At 38.5% G+C, this 16,504-nt stretch carries 11 protein-coding genes and 4 tRNA genes; 3 read left to right on the top strand and 12 right to left on the bottom strand.

From position 1 onward, the window contains the following. The first annotated feature begins 12 nt into the window (after positions 1–12). Entirely contained in the window at positions 13–1,323 is a 1,311-nt protein-coding gene (gene basC / locus MMO38_RS09850; protein ID WP_241323415.1) for a putative histamine N-monooxygenase, read from the top strand. Between the two features lie 63 nt (positions 1,324–1,386). On the opposite strand, the gene MMO38_RS09855 is transcribed toward basC, so the two are convergent. From MMO38_RS09855 to MMO38_RS09875, 5 genes are all read right to left on the bottom strand, one after another. Further along, on the bottom strand, positions 1,387–3,672 hold the full coding sequence (locus MMO38_RS09855) for a TonB-dependent siderophore receptor (RefSeq protein ID WP_241323416.1): 2,286 nt from the start codon (positions 3,670–3,672) through the stop codon (positions 1,387–1,389). A gap of 87 nt (positions 3,673–3,759) precedes the next feature. After that, a complete protein-coding gene (locus MMO38_RS09860; protein WP_241323417.1) occupies positions 3,760–4,728 on the bottom strand; it encodes a siderophore ABC transporter substrate-binding protein in 969 nt (322 codons plus the stop codon). Positions 4,729–4,734: 6 nt separating this feature from the next. Then, on the bottom strand, positions 4,735–5,505 hold the full coding sequence (locus MMO38_RS09865; protein ID WP_241323418.1) for an ATP-binding cassette domain-containing protein: 771 nt from the start codon (positions 5,503–5,505) through the stop codon (positions 4,735–4,737). Continuing rightward, positions 5,502–6,449, bottom strand: coding sequence for an iron chelate uptake ABC transporter family permease subunit (locus MMO38_RS09870; protein ID WP_241323419.1), 948 nt, complete (start codon positions 6,447–6,449; stop codon positions 5,502–5,504). Before MMO38_RS09870 ends, MMO38_RS09865 begins: the two co-directional genes overlap by 4 nt. Beyond that, on the bottom strand, positions 6,449–7,390 hold the full coding sequence (locus MMO38_RS09875) for an iron chelate uptake ABC transporter family permease subunit (RefSeq protein WP_241323420.1): 942 nt from the start codon (positions 7,388–7,390) through the stop codon (positions 6,449–6,451). The genes MMO38_RS09870 and MMO38_RS09875 overlap by 1 nt, the downstream gene beginning before the upstream one ends. A 554-nt stretch (positions 7,391–7,944) precedes the next feature. Between MMO38_RS09875 and MMO38_RS09880 the strand changes: the two genes are divergently transcribed. Beyond that, complete coding sequence (locus tag MMO38_RS09880; RefSeq protein ID WP_241323421.1) at positions 7,945–10,041, top strand: condensation domain-containing protein; 2,097 nt, start codon at positions 7,945–7,947, stop codon at positions 10,039–10,041. 130 nt (positions 10,042–10,171) lie between these two features. Here MMO38_RS09880 and MMO38_RS09885 read toward each other — a convergent pair whose 3' ends face one another. Then, positions 10,172–12,004 carry an AMP-binding protein gene (locus tag MMO38_RS09885; RefSeq protein WP_241323422.1) on the bottom strand — a complete coding sequence of 611 codons (1,833 nt, stop codon included), beginning with the start codon at positions 12,002–12,004 and terminating at the stop codon, positions 10,172–10,174. Positions 12,005–12,478: 474 nt separating this feature from the next. Between MMO38_RS09885 and MMO38_RS09890 the strand changes: the two genes are divergently transcribed. Next, entirely contained in the window at positions 12,479–13,339 is an 861-nt protein-coding gene (locus tag MMO38_RS09890; RefSeq protein ID WP_241323423.1) for a siderophore-interacting protein, read from the top strand. A gap of 138 nt (positions 13,340–13,477) precedes the next feature. Here the strand turns inward: MMO38_RS09890 and MMO38_RS09895 are convergent. From MMO38_RS09895 to MMO38_RS09920, 6 genes are all read right to left on the bottom strand, one after another. Then, a tRNA-Trp gene (locus tag MMO38_RS09895) sits at positions 13,478–13,551 on the bottom strand. 69 nt (positions 13,552–13,620) lie between these two features. Further along, a tRNA-Leu gene (locus tag MMO38_RS09900) sits at positions 13,621–13,705 on the bottom strand. 147 nt (positions 13,706–13,852) lie between these two features. After that, positions 13,853–13,926: transfer RNA gene (locus MMO38_RS09905), tRNA-Trp, on the bottom strand. Between the two features lie 68 nt (positions 13,927–13,994). Next, positions 13,995–14,079, bottom strand: a tRNA-Leu gene (locus tag MMO38_RS09910). Positions 14,080–14,179: 100 nt separating this feature from the next. Continuing rightward, positions 14,180–15,004 carry a protein kinase gene (locus MMO38_RS09915; protein WP_241323424.1) on the bottom strand — a complete coding sequence of 275 codons (825 nt, stop codon included), beginning with the start codon at positions 15,002–15,004 and terminating at the stop codon, positions 14,180–14,182. Beyond that, positions 14,979–16,487, bottom strand: a complete 1,509-nt coding sequence (locus MMO38_RS09920; RefSeq protein WP_241323425.1) for a DUF3336 domain-containing protein — start codon at positions 16,485–16,487, stop codon at positions 14,979–14,981. The genes MMO38_RS09915 and MMO38_RS09920 overlap by 26 nt, the downstream gene beginning before the upstream one ends. Positions 16,488–16,504 lie beyond the last annotated feature (17 nt).

Genomic DNA, 16,504 nt, shown 5'->3' on the forward strand with positions numbered 1-16,504 from the left:
TAAAGTATACTCATGAAAAATATAGATATTGCTGGAATTGGTATTGGACCATTCAATTTAGGATTAGCGGCTCTACTTTCACACCACCCTGAGATAAAAAGTATATTTTTGGAGCGTAAGCCAGAGTTCCGTTGGCATGAAGGATTACTTTTACAAGGTACCACCTTACAGGTTCCTTTTTTTGCTGATCTGGTCACCATGGCTAACCCTTGCCATCCATTAGGTTATATTAATTACTTACATCAACATGATCGTTTACATCAGTTTTATTATTACGACAGTTTTTTAATTCCTCGACGTGAATATGATCATTATTGTCGTTGGGCTTCAAAACAATTACCGGCTTGTCGATTTGGAGAAAACGTCACTGATGTTGAATATGACTCAAAGCTCGATAAATTTATTATAGAAAGTGAATCAGCCTCAGGCGAAAAACAAAAATATATCAGTCAAGATTTAGCGATTGGTATTGGGACTAAGCCTCGAATTCCTCAATGGCTAGAAAAATGTAAACACCCTTTGGTAAAACATTCCGCAGAGTTTGCACAAATTCAGGAACAGCTTAAACAGTGCAAGCAAGTCACAATCATAGGTTCTGGCCAAAGTGCGGCAGAATGTGTACTTGCGCTATTTAATGCACTGACTCCAGAACAGGTCGAGGCAGGTGCATCTATTCGATGGGTGACACGCTCAGCAGGTTTTCATCCGATGGAGTATTCCAAACTTGGACAAGAGTGTTTTACACCAGCATATATGCAATATTTCCAAAGCCTACCTAGAGCAAAACGTCGTGACATAGCAGCCAGTCAAGGGCTTATCTATAAAGGGATTAGTTTCTCGACCATCGGGGAAATCTATGATGTTCTCTATGAACGCTCCGTCGGCGGGGGGAAATCTGGACTAAGCTTATATTCAAGCTGTGAAGTTGAATCAATCGAACAACTTGAATCAGGTTCTCTTCATCTAACCTGTCTACATACACAACTGAATCAACAGTGTAGTTTTGAAACTGATGCACTGGTTGCAGCGACAGGCTATGTCCATGATTGGCCTGAATGGTTTGAAAATATGAAAGGTTCTGTTTTAGCTGTTGATGAACAACAAGATTGTATTGTTCAAGAAGACTTTACAGCTTCACGCTGTGATCAAGGACAAGGGCGAATTTTCATTCAAAATGCTGAGATTTTTCAACAAGGTGTTGGCTCACCTGATCTAGGGATCGGTGCAACACGAAATTCAGTGATTATTAATCAGTTACTGGGACGTAATGCTTATCGAATTCCTAAACAGTCTTCTTTCCAGCACTATGGTTTACCAAAATAAAATATGAATATCATAAAAAACCCGCGATTGCGGGTTTTTTATTCGTTTGAAGATTACAACAAATTAAAAGTCATATGATACAGATAGCATATACGTTCTTGGTGCGCCTAAAGCCAAATTCGATAGTTTAGGCATTCCCCAATAGGCTTTATTGGTCAAGTTATTGATGTCTGCTCTAAAAGTAACAGGATGATTTGAGATTGAGGTTTTATATCGTGTACCGACATCTATCAACGTGCGACTAGGAATATGCAATGTATTATCTTGATTGATATACTGTTTTGAAACTGCCGTTGCGTTACCAGATAAAGTTAAAACACCTTGTGCAACTTCGCTATCCCATTCAACACCCAATTTCCCTTGTGTTTTAGGAACACCTAAGGCCATATTTCCTTCATTGCTTTGGATTGCTGTTTTAGTCACTTCAGGTTCGATATAAGATGCACCACCCATCAAACGTACATTTTCAATTGGCGAACCAAAGAAGCTCCACTCAACCCCTCGATTACGTTGCTCTCCCCCAGATGTGTATACATTAGTCACTAAATCAGTATAAGCACTTGGTTTTTTGATTTCAAACAGTGACAAAGTATGCGCAAAAGTACCTTGATCAAACTTCACACCAAGTTCTGTTTGCTTCGTTTTGTAAGGGGCAAATATCGTTGGATAGTTTGCCGCAGTAAGGGGAGCTGCATCACCTTTGGTTAAGCCCTCGATATAGTTTGCATAAACCGAAACTTTATCTGTCGCTTTAAATAGAATTGCGGCTCCTGGTGTCGTTGCATTCTTTTTATATTTAGTCAAAGTCGATGTCGGCACAAATAAATTACTGGTTTCCACCTCTTGATAACGTACACCTAAAGTTAACTGTAAGCGATCTTCAATAAAAGATAAGGTATCCGCCAGACCGTAACTATTTAATTGCAATTCAGAATTAGATATTAGAGGTGCATTAAAAGGAACCGCTTTCCCCCAAATTGGATCATAAAGATTGGTCGTCCATTCAGCACCTGCCACATTTCTTACCCCATAATCATCTTGATTATGTTTATAGTATGTCGCGTTGACTACCCATTGATGCCCTACTGGTCCTGTATTAAATTTCCCTTTCAACCCCACATCTGCCGACTTTTTATCGACATCAAATGCCAGTTGACCAATATTTGTTTGGAAGGTTCCAATGTTATCTAAAACAGTTGCTGACATCGCGCCATTATATTTATATTCTGTTTTACTTTGACCATAGGTGACATACCCCATCATGTTGTTGGTCAGATCATATTCACCACGTATCATCGCGCCCTTGTCTTTAATGTCAACAAACGACCAATCTGGATTGAGTAAAGTTTCTGGTTTAGGTGGTTTTGGAATAGCGATATCTTTTCCAAGGTTGATGCCTCGTGTTACGCCATCAACTCGATCTTTGGATGTATAAATATCTGTCGAAACACGCGCACGATCACCGCGCCAATCCATTCCTAATGAAAATAACTCAGTTTTCAAATCCTGTTTTTCTACTGGTCCAGAACCATCCCGATATACCGCATTTGCTCGCACACCGAATTCTTTGTCCGCGCCAAATCGTCGTCCAACATCTAAATGCCCACCAAACTGAGAGTCAGACATATATGTCGTAGTCAAACGGGTTAATGGCTCGTCCGTGGCGCGTTTGGTCGTGAGATCAACTGTCCCACCAATAGAACCTGTTGGTGGCATTCCATTTAGTAATGCAGATGGGCCTTTAAGTACATTTACTCTTTCAAACATTTCAGGTGAAGTTCGATAGTATGGGGTTATACCAAACAACCCATTCATAGACATATCACTCGGGCTCGACTCAAAGCCACGGATATAATAGTTTTCACTCCAGCCACCACTTGCTCCATTTGTGAACACAGATGGATCCGTTTTCGCAATCACACTTGTTATATCTTTTGCCTGTTTATCTGCGATATATGTATCCGTATATGCAATGGCATTAAATGGATTTTCCATAAAGGTTTTATCACCTAAAAAACCCAAAGAGCTGTTCGATGAAACCTGCCCACCTGCGTAGCTATCTTCTTGTTCGGCTTTTACAGTAATGATCGGTAACGATGCGACATTCGACTGAGCATTTTGTTGTTGGTCAATGCCCTTTGTCGAGACATTTGCCATATCAGCATGCGCATTTGATGCGCAGATCATAAAGACTGTGCCCAATGCATAGCCTAATCGTAGCGCCATTCTTGCAGAAGCAATACCATTTAATGCAAATGAATGTTTTTTAAATATTTTACGATGTTCATTTTCTAAATTACGGTTATATATAACATTATTCATTTGAAGACCTTTAATGTTGTGATTCATTGTTCTATGCACCATCTACTTGAAATACCAAGTAAAATAGTGAAAACTTATGCTTTTAAAATCTTATTCAGCTATTCTTGATGCAGCTTATTGGTAGCCTTTTTTCACGTCATCCATCACTATTTTGAGCGAAGTTGGGCTTGCAGCAGTGGTGTACCACGCATCCGCATCGACAAAAATGACGCGACCATTTTTCCAAGCCTTGGTTTGACGTAATAATGGATTCTCTACAGTTTCAGCATTAACTTTTGAACGACGTTCCATCACGGCAGTGCGATCGACGATGTAAAGAATGTCTGGATCTGCCTGTTTAATGAATTCGCTCGAAATCGGCTGTCCATGCAAACTTGTATCTTTAGCCTTACTTGCTGGTTTTACCCCGAATGCATTAAAAACAAAGCCATATCTGGACTGGATACCAAAGTTGCTAAATGCACCATTATTATGTAAAACGACCAGTGCCTTTTCAGGACGATTGGCGGTTACTGCCTGTACTTGCTTCACTTCTGCATCAAGTGCCAATGCTTTCTCACGAGCCAAATCTTCTTTATTGAATATTTGACCTAAAGTCATCAAATGATCTTTAACGAGATTGATATGATCGCTCTCACTATCATTAAAATTAATGTCGTAATGAATAGTTGGAGCGATCTTGGATAACTCCTGATAGTGATTAACATGCAGTGGTGTCATCAAAATCAAATCTGGTTTTAGTGCATATATGCGTTCCATATTCGGCTGTACAATTGCACCTAAATCTTGAATTTGCTTATCACTTTTATACTTTTCCAAAAAGTGCGGAACATAATCTTTTGGCATCCCTATGATCGGGATATTTAATTGATCCAGAAAATCAGCTTCATTCATATCAAGTACAGCAACGCGTTGCGGAAGATAATCAACGACGGTACTTCCAAGCATATGCTTCACCGTGATCGGTGCAGCTAACTTCTGTACATTTTGGGGAGTATCAGCAGCTTTTTGATCGCATCCTTGTAATGTTATAGCCGCTGTTATGATTAGGGCTAAACCCCAATACTTTCTTTTACAGTTCATCTTTATTCAAGCTCCAAATGAGTTGAAGTAATTACACATACAGCCACGCTCACTGTATGTAATTTCAAAATCAAGCTCATACAGATCCGTTAATTGTGCCTCTGTAATGACTTGTTCTGTTGGTCCACTAAAATGAAGTTTGCCGTTCTTTAATGCGACAATATGGTCTGAGTAATTGGTGGCAAAATTGATGTCGTGAATCACCAAAATCACCGTCCGGCCTTGTTCATCGCATAAACGTCGCAATGCACGCATAATTTGAACGGCATGTTTCATATCGAGATTATTTAGGGGTTCATCTAATAAAAGTACGTCTGTCTGCTGGGCAATCGTCATCGCTAAAAAAGCCATTTGCCGTTGGCCGCCACTAATTTCATCAATATAAGATTTGCGTAATGGCTCTAAAGAAAGGAATTCAATCGCATCATCAATGATTTGATGATCTTGCTCAGTTAAAGCGCCACGGCTATATGGGAATCGACCAAATGAAATCAATTCCTCGACAGTTAAACGCAGATTAAATCCTGGGGCTTGGCGTAAAGTTGCAATCTTTTTGGCGTATGCCGCAGTACTTATATTGGCAATATTTTGATTATTTAAAAAAATATCACCTTTATCAGACTCAACTAGACGCGCCATCATCATGAGCAAAGTCGATTTTCCCGCACCATTTGGACCAATCAGTGACGTCACTTGCTGTGTAGGAAACTCAACATTTACGTCAGAAAGTACAGGCTTTGCGCCATAGGATTTATGAATATTCTTGACCTGAATCATGTAACACCTCTGGCACGAACCGTCAGCGTAAGGAAATAGATGCCACATACGAGATTGACCAGAATACTGACAGTCGTTTTGTAATTGAAAACATGCTCAACCAAAATTTGAGCCGCAATAAAGATGGCTATCGTGACTGCACATCCGAGGGGTAAGGTTAATTTATGCTTATAATTGCCCGCCAATGCATAGGCGATATTTGCAACAAACACCCCCATAAATGCTGTAGGGCCAATCAGACTTGTAGATACTGCGACCAAAATCGCAATCATTGCCAAATAAAAGCTGACATAACGATGATGGTCAATTCCAAGTGATGTCGCTTGTTCACGACCTAAAACCAGAACATCCAGCACAGGCAGTGTTTTTCTGCCCAGCCATAAAACCACTGCTACGGCTAAACTAGAATAAAAGAGTGTTTCTGGTTGAGAGCGATTAAACGTGGCATAGCTAAACCCTTGGAAAACAGAAAACTCGCCAGGACTGATTTTAAGCTGAATAAATTGAGTAATCGTTCCAACAACCAACGTGAGGACTAATCCCAATAGCAGTAGCAAAAAGACATCGTTTCGACCAAATGGCAATAACCACTTATGAATCACCCACGAATAGAGCAGCATTAAAATAAGAGAAATAAAAAAGTTGCCATTTAATCCCAATAGGGTTAATCCGTGCGTCCCGAGAACAAACAGTAGTAAAACCTGCCACAATAAATAAATCGCTTCATAGCCCATAATTGAAGGGGTTAAAATACGATTACCAACTATTGTCTGGAAAACGATCGAGGAAACTGCAACACAAATACCGCCTAGAACAATTGTTGCAAGACGAACAAGTCGTTTAGGAATGACATAATCGAAATCCAATCCCGAATTTAGGAATACAAACACTAGAGCTAGACACAGCACTATCAGAAAAACGATCCATAGCTTCGCCATACGCATTATCGAAGCCCTCTCAAAATAAGGATCAGGAAGATAATGCCTCCTACACCTCCAGCCGTTAGCCCAATAGGAACTTCAAACGGGTAAATAATTGAGCGACCAATAATGTCACAGAGCAATAATAATGAAGCACCGCCTAAAGCGACGATTGGTAAGGTTTTAGCTAAATTTTCACCGTATTTCAGTGCAACTAAATTTGGAACAACGAGCCCAACAAAAGGAATTGCTCCGACAGTAATGACCGTTGTTGACACAGTAATTGCAACCAGTATTAAACCAATAGCAGCCATAACCGCATAACTCAATCCTAAACTCGAAGCCATCTCCTCACCCATTCCAATCACGGTAAAGCGATGTGCAAACAAGTAAGTCAATAAAACAATCGGGAAAATGATGTAAATGATTTCATAGTGACCTTGGACGATTCTTGAAAAATCTCCCATGAGCCACCCTTGCATACTTTGTAAAATATTGGCGCTATAAGCATAAAACTCAGCTAATGCACTCAGCACACTGCCATACATCAAACCGATCACAGGGACTAATACCGTATTCCTAAAACGGATACGGCGAAGAATTGCGATATAGATTAAGCTGGCGATAAAACTAAAAAACATCGCAAACAGCATCTTGCTAAATGTGCTCGTTACTGGAATTAGTGTTAATGACACCAAAATACCCAGTTTGGCCGCATCTAAACCGCCTGACGTCCCTGGCTCTACAAATTTATTGCGGACAATGTGCTGTAAAATGACACCACACACTGACAATCCAATGCCAGTTAGCACAATCGCAATCAAACGAGGTATACGGCTAGCTGTGAGCGTCAGCCAGCTATCTCCAGAAAAGGAAAGCAATGCAGACCATTCAATTTGCTCAGCACCGAGCAACAATGAAACGATACATAAAATGATAAATAGACAAAATAAACCCAGTTGCATTAGGGGCATGCCCCACTAATACGCGATAAAGCTGATAAAAATTGAAAATGGAGCTGTATACAAAAATGATGATTGAAAATATGTTCAATTTTTAATGTGTTTATTGACCTTTCATGATTGAATATTCTCATGAAAATTCCTTAATTTTGTCGTGACTAAATGGCAAGCTCTCCCAAGAACAATGAATTAAGATCAATATTCGTGGGTCTATAAAATCATTTTTAAGCGGTATTAACTGTCTCAAATAAAAATTATTTACTTACTAATCAATATTTTATAAAGATATTAGTAAATTATAGGTTATTGTTACAGTCATTATTAAAAATGATAATCTTGATGTAAATGAGAATCAATTATAGTATGTTTTAAGTAAAATGTAACCCCTGTTACTTCATGTAAAGCGTTGAGGTAGTGATAAATTCATTCAAAATCTGGGGATTTTACACGCATGCAAACACATAACATCATGAATTATATAATTTTTAATCTGATGCCTAAAATTTGCGAAATGAAAAATGATCAAAATAGCTTAATTTATAAAACAGGATTCACTTATGTTGGCACAACTTTCCGAAACTTCATCTCTCATGCCTGTTAGTGACTACGAAGAGCGCATCTGGATGTTACAATTACAACAACCAGAGCAAGTAGCTCGTCACTTTAATCTATGGAAGCTAAATCAAGAGTCTAATCTCCCACTCATTAGCAAAACAATTCGAGAAATTGTTGAAACTACACCTGATTTGAATGTTCGTTATAAATTTAGCGATGACGGTGATTTATATAAATATCAGTTTGATGATTGGTCAGCTTGCTTAGAACTTAAAAATAGTAAGCTTGAAGAAATATTTGACCAAGTAACACTATTGAAAGCACAAGTTTGGAATGCTGAAATCAATCCACCTTTTTCTACTTATATTTTTGATACTGAACAAGGTTTTTTTCTGCTTTTAATCCTTCACCCCATTCTCGACCAATGCTATCAAACAGCCAATTTCATCGAGGCAATAAAAGATAAATATCTACATTACTCAAGAAACAACGCTTCACTCATGCTAACTGAAATTGAAATACCAAATCATCTTGTTGAAAACAAGACAGAAACTCAGGTAGAAACTGATCAAAGCTACGTTTCTCAGGTCATTTTGGAGGAGTTTAGAAATACACTCGCCGAGCCTGAGCTGACCCTAGATGATGACTTTTTTGATTTTGGTGGTCACTCATTATTAGCAACACGGATTATTGGAAATTTACTCAACAAACATGGGATTGAAATTCGATTTAATGATTTCTTTAAATCCCCATCTGCTGCAGGTTTAGCGACCTACGCCGCCATCAAAACCGAGAGAATTAAAACCAATACATTAAAAAATATAGCAAAAGCCCCGCTTACTTTGGCTCAAGATTTTCTTTGGCAAGCATATTCAAGTTTCGATTTCAGTCCAATTTATAACCTACCATTTGCAGTAGAGTTTTTAGATGAAATAGATGAAGGCATCTTCTTTCAAGCAATTAAAGATATCGTGGAGAGACATGCAGGCTTGCGTACAACATTCCATACTCATGATGGACAGACCTATCAACAGACTGTTCCAATTTCAGAGTTGGATCAAAAAAAATGGTTTTGGACGAGTAATGAAAGCAAAAACATCACGCTTGCAGATGCAGCCTCATATAAATTTGATCTTCGCCATGAACTACCGATCAGAATACGCTTACTTCGGAATACACAAGGTCGCCAAACATTATCATTTTTAGTCCATCACATGGTCATTGATGAGTGGTCTTTAAACACGATTATGTCAGACCTCAGACATGCTTATCTTGCTCGATCAAATGACAAAACACCTATATGGAAAGCACCAGCTCAAACAATCCATGATTTTTCGTTGCTTCAACAGAAACAAGGGATCAATCAGAATCACATTGATTACTGGACAGATATGCTAAAGGGTGCAACCAAAGGGTTACAACTCACTATCCCAAGTCAAGCGTTTGATATTCCGAAAAAAACACCTCAGGTCAAATGGCTAGAACTCAAGTTTGAATCAGAAATGCATAACAAGCTTGCTAAATTTGCTAGACAGCACAACGCTTCTATTTTTACAGTTCTCTATACCACTATCGCTGATGCTTTGCATAAACAAGGACAACTCAAAGAAATCGTGATTGGTACATCTGCATCTGGGCGAACTGATCCTGAATTTTTTGATACCGTGGGCTACTTCACAACAATGGTTGCTCACCGTACTGTATTTAATCCAATAGACTCATTCCAATCATTACTTCAGAATATTAGTACCATGATTAATGATTCAATGGCATATGCGGATATCCCCATTAACCATATACAAAAAGCTTTAGGCATGCGTGCCGACGAAGGATTATTATTCGATGTGTTTATCCATATTCATTCAAATAATGCATTAAATGGTGCATTAGAAGCACCACATGGGCGGGATATTCCTTACCGTCAAATCTTGCCTGAACGCGAAGAATCTATGTTCGGCTTACATTTTGAAATCATGGAAAATGTCATTGATGGACAACATCAACTCAGTATGATTATCACCTATCAAGCGCACCGCTTTCCCACTCCACTTGTTGAAAGTATTTGCGAAAAAATGAATGCAACCTTAGCACAAATCTAAATTTCGTATAAACCGTATCATCGCAATTGTGTGCTTAAAAGAACGGATTATCCATCCAGCTTTTAAGCACATTGCAATCCTTTGCAATTCAAGTCTACTCAAACAAGCATCTATGCTATTGCAAAATGATCTAAGGATTTATTTTCTGCTGTACTCGATTCACAACATCTTGAACCGTTTTACATGAGATCAAAGTATAGAAATCAATTTGTGTATCAAGCTTTTGAGAGAGCTTCTGTGCAATAACCATCAGTTGTTTCGGCTTAATTCCAATATCCAATATCTCACTTCTATAGAAAATATCCATTTTTTCATCTTTATTTTCATCGATATATTCACGAAAAATCATCAAAACAGAATTTCCGACATCATCAAATTTAGATTGCGCTTTTGCAGAAGGCGAGTAAATTTGATCTTGAGCCGATGTCTGCAACGTTTTTCGATCAACCTTACCATTTCGGGTTAATGGGATATGATCGACGGCTAAATATTTAGATGGGATATGTGAGTCAGGCAAATAAGCTTTTAAAAAACGCTTTAATTCTAAACCATTTAACTCAGTACTATTATTACGATCTGCTAATGTGTAAATCGCCACCAACTCCTGTGTTTCAGTGGTTGGATGCGTACACCCCACCACAACACAATGATGAATATTCGGATTCTTCGATAAAGTATTTTCAACTTCAACAGCCGAAATTCTCACCCCTTTTATCTTTAAATAGCCATCTTGACGCCCAGCAAAAATAATATTTTGATCAGCTCTGAAATAGCCTTGATCACTCATACGAAATGCAATTTGTCTTTCATTCTCATTGACCTGAATTTCAACAAAATCTTGGTAATCAAGCTTTCCATCTCGTAAATATCCATTTGATAAATTTATCCCCACCATATACATCGTGCCCACCTCACCCATTTGGCAAGGCTGCATATTTTCATTTAGGATAAAATATTGATTGTTCTTTAATGCTTTTCCATAAGGAATAACCGTCTGATCCGTATCACCAATTTCATGCCATATACTCCAAATTGTGGTTTCTGTAGGGCCACCCAATGAAAATAAGCGCGCATTCGGCAATTGTTGTCTTAACTTGGATATTAATGAAGGTTTTATATAGTCACCTCCTTGTGCGATTAAACGGAGCGACTGTAGTTGCTCCGTGCGGGTCACACTGACCAACATATCCACAATCGCTGGAACACTACTCCAAATCGAGACTTTATATCGTTCCAATAGCTCGGCCCAAACCACAGCGTTTTTACTCTGTTCAAATGACGGAACAATCAACGTTGCACCAACAGCCATGGTAGCGAATACATCAAACACAGACATATCATGGTGAAAAGGTGTCATCGCTATAACAACATCATCAGAACTGAGCTTCCATTCTGCGATGGTATGGGAGAGTACATTTGCAGTTGCCAGATTGTTTAATACAACACATTTCGGCATACCAGTACTTCCAGACGTATATAAATAATACGCTGGTAAACGATTGATCTCATAACGCCATTCTGGATCACAGACGATGGTATTGAGTAACGCCTCATTGATATTTAAATTCGGTATACCTTCTACCAACGAGTCACTGACCGCAATCTCAGCACGACTATTTAAGAGTAAATAAAGAAGCCTTGATGGTGGTGAATCCATATCTATCGGTAACCAAATCATCCCCGTTAACGCACAAGCTAAAGCGGTATAAATATGTTCAGGGCTTTTTCTCAAACAGATTGCGACCACTGATCCTATTCTTAAATCCTGCTTTTTTAATGCAGAAGCAATCTTAATGACATTCTGCCCTACTTCAGCATAGCTGATCTGCTGACCATTGAATATCAATGCTGTTTTATTCGAGTTTCTACCTGATATATTTTCATAAATTTTTTTCAGGTAATTCTCTAAATCTATATTTTTACTATTAAATTTTAGTAAATCTTGATTTAAATCTTTTTGCATACAGTTCAATCCTCAACATATTTTCTATTTCATACTTTCAAATCGAACATTCAAAAATAAAGTGATAAAAATACTGGAAAATGATCATTTAAGGCATCATTGATTTTGATCCAGATAGCTCAAAATGGATTGTCAAAGTAACCATTAAAAATCTTCTCTCTTATATTTTTTTGTTCGAGGTTTGATAGCTTAGCAAAATAATACAAATGATAATCATTTTCAATTATTAATTGGTTAATCAGAGTCAATCCGACTCCGAATATTCTTTATAAAAATAAATTCTAAATATCATTAAGTTAAATTAAAAAGAAAACTCATTTAAAGACTTTGTACTATAGACATTTCAATTCCATACACACACTTGATAACAATTATCATTTACAATAATGGGGCACTTCGCTATCGTAGCGAATAAAGACTGTGATTATTCCACATCACAACACCTATCATGATCGTTTAACTTAGGCTATATCAATGACAAAAATAGCAGAGAAATCGAAACAAAAATCCAGTAATTTATTGAAAGAGAAAGACCATTTACAAGATATGGAACAGCTGGAGATGACCGTTGTGTCAATCCAAACCCCTTTTCCATCCATCGTCCGAATTCAGGGCACCATACATACAACCCAACCAGAACTTTGGAAATCTCCAAATTTGGCAGTTCGTTTACTGGTTGCTCAGCACGCAGACGGTCAACCCATCTCTCGTGTATATACGATCCGTTCTTTTGATCCGATAAATGCTCAAATTGAAATTGATTTTGTCAAACATGAAGATTTAAGCCCTGCGATGCAATGGCTTAATTCAGCCCAAGTCGGCACAAAAATTGGACTAATTGGACCAAGACCTCATTTTATTCCAAATTTTTCATCCCAAAAGCATGTTGTTATTTTTGCAGATGATACTGCTGTGCCCGCTGTTTATTCGATACTGAAACATTGGAAACATGGCATAAGTGCTGATATCTATATAGAAAGTTCTGAAAAAAATATTGCTTGTGAATTACCCAATCGCGATCAGATTCAGATCCACTTATTGCATAAAGATCATCGCTCTCTGGAAAAAGGCCTCCTGCTAAAAGCAGCATTTCAACTAGAAAACTATGAAAATCTAACGATCTGGGCGGCATGCGAACGCAATGAGGCACGAGCATTACGTCATTTTTTTGTCGACGAGAAACAGTTTGATAAAAATGACGTCCGTATTGCAGGTTATTGGAAAGATGGCGTATCTGGCTCAGAACTAGATCAGCTACGCGCTCAACATTATCAAGAACACATTCAAAGAGGAAAAACCTTAAACGAATATGATGATCTTGATATGTCACTTTGATTCAATACGTTATAACAATTTAGAGGCTAAAACTATTTAGCCTCTTGAAACGATAAAAGTACGATTAAATACACAACAAAAAAGGCTTAAATCATTAAGATCTAAGCCTATCTTTATATACATTGCATACTTGCAAAGTGGCAGAGGATCAAGGACTCGAACCTTGACGAACGGTTTTGGAGACCGTCATGCTACCATTACACCAATCCTCTAGAACATGTATGATTAAATCATATCAGACTTAACCATAAAAAAAGCAAGATACGCTTGCTCTTTAAATTTGGTGGGGGCGAAGAGACTCGAACTCTTACACCTTGCGGCGCTGGAACCTAAATCCAGTGCGTCTACCAATTTCGCCACGCCCCCGATGGATGTGTATATTAGTGATAAACCTTTCTGCTGACAAGCCCTTTTTATAAAAAAACCATGCATCTGAAAGCTAATGCTTTTTTAATATACAGATAAAAACAACAGAAATAAAAAAAGGACTTTCAATAAGTCCTTTTTTAAATTTGGCAGAGGATCAAGGACTCGAACCTTGACGAACGGTTTTGGAGACCGTCATGCTACCATTACACCAATCCTCTAGAACAGCTTGATTAGATCATAGCAGACCTAACCATAAAAAAAGCAAGACATGCTTGCTTTTTAAATTTGGTGGGGGCGAAGAGACTCGAACTCTTACACCTTGCGGCGCTGGAACCTAAATCCAGTGCGTCTACCAATTTCGCCACGCCCCCGATGGGTATGCATATTAGTGAGAAACACCAATCCTGACAAGTCTTTCTGATAAAAAAACCAGTCAAATGAACATATAATATTCAAATCAAGTATTTATACTTACAACAACCCCATCGATTTTAGACAACCCTGTGCATCAAGCACTGACTTAAAACGTTGTTCAACACGCTTTTGCATTAAACCATTTAAGAGGGGGAAAAAACATTCAAGCTCTTGCGGGAGCTGAATCTGTAGTAGTTGGCAATGCAGTACAGCCCAATCATAATAAGTATCAGCGTTTAATTTAGTGTTCGTTAACCATTCATACAAAATAATGCCCAAAGCATATAAATCACTTTGAATACTTTTCGCTTCACCATGAAAAAGCTCAGGCGCCATATAGTGCGGTGTTGCATTCATCACAGGTGTTGAATCTGATAATTTAAAACCCTGCTCATAATCAATTAGCTTGCAAGCGCTGTCATATAAACGGAAATGTACTGGCTTTAGATCACCATGAATCCAACCCATTTGATGTATGCAATCGAGTGTGTTTAGAGCATCCGATATTTTCCGTTGAATGCTCTCAATATTTTTGCTGAGCAAAACATTGGTGAAGAATTCTTCCGCATCTAACAATATCAAGCCTCTACCCTTCGCTTCAAGGTGAAGACATTGCGGAGTCTGTTCTAAGAGGATGATGTGATGCGGCAATAGAAAATGCTGAGTCTTTATTGTTTCAAGCTGATAAAAATCCAATTCACCTTGAAAAGCAGGTTCTATTACTGGATCGGTATCAGCGACATGAAATTTAAGCCAATACTTCTGATTTTCAACTTGAAACGTATATAAGCGCCGTCCAAAATCATAACTTCGCTTTTTCGTTTCTAACGACCAGTTGTTCCATTGAATAGTTGGATCAGAGATCCACGTAATAAAACTCATTCTGCTGCTTTTCTTCCTGCTTACGCAATAATGCTAAACAATGTTCAATGGTTTTACCAATCCGTGCATGTGTTTCAATCGAAGCGATTTTAGACCACGTTGCTCGCTCACCCTCTTGTTGTAAGCTTTGAAATAATTTTGGTCGTGGATTTTGTAGCATATAGCTATAGTGCCTTAAACCATATTTGGCAATGATATTTACATCACCATAATAACGCTGCCCTAAAATCCCATAACCATGATCGAGCGCACGTCGAATCGGAAAGAAACCGCCCATTGAATTGCGAATTAAATCCATGACATCCATTGCAATCGCTTTACCCTGATGACGCACCACCCGTTCAGGCCAACTCAAGACATCACGGCGGAATCGCTCATTATCACTTTGCATAAATGGCACGATATGCGGGTTCACCTGACTGGCAATGGTGTAATTAATATTATAAAGCCTTGCCATTTTTTCCTGAGGAAAATCACTGCGCATACTGCCATCCACCCATTTGGTGTTGGCTAGATACGGCGTATGCTGACCATCATAACGTTTACTGGTTAATTTCACTGGTGGAAACAACACAGGGACGGCACATGAAGCCAGCACTGCACTCCAAACTAAAACATTTGGCGCAGTTAAAGCATTTAATACTCGAGGATTTTGTGCAGTGTTATAGGGCGCAACCGCAATATTAATATGCAATCCTGAACGTTGATAGGCTTCCGCAAAAGTGACATCGCCCATGTTGCGTATCAAGAATTTTTTGAGATACATCACATCAGCAATGCCACCATGACCTTTGATCAACTCCATAAGACGTCTAAAGCGGAAGGCTTCATGGAAAAAGTGCTCTCCAGAAAGCAATGCGGGAATCTGATCAGTGGAAGAAACGCCGAGCATCCCTGTCATGATCGCACCTGCACTCGAACCTGAAATGACCTTGGGTAAAAGATCACGTTCCAACAATGCCTTGCATACCCCAGTATGAAACAAGCCCAATGTTGCACCACCTGACAGCATTAAAGCAGGTTGTCCATAAGCCTTTTGGCATTCTTCAAAAAACTTTATTTTTTCTTTCAACTGAAAAGTAATACATTCACTGGATGCCAAATAACCAAAGCATTCACTGACCTCTTCAACATAATTTTCTATAATTTTTTTAGTGCCGCAGTAGGTCTCAGCGAATAACATCGGATGACCAATATTGGCAAAATCATAGGATAAACCTTCTCTTAATACATAGATCAAATCAAGGGTTCGATGTTGTGTACGATATTTTTTTAATAAGTTATGCCGTTTAGATAAAATTTCAGCATCAAAATAAGGCGAATCATTGTCATATTTCCATGCTTCAGTACCAGCTTCTTGGTCTAGTTTTAGTGCAATGGACTTCCATTCCGCATACCCATTTGCATGGCGTAAGCGCTCTTGTAACACACCGACTCTATATGTCTGATATGTATTCTTTTTTTCTAGAAGTCTATTTGACATTCGTGTTTCCAGTTTTG

The sequence above is a fragment of the Acinetobacter sp. NIPH 1852 genome (genome assembly GCF_022549455.1).
GTDB lineage: Bacteria > Pseudomonadota > Gammaproteobacteria > Pseudomonadales > Moraxellaceae > Acinetobacter.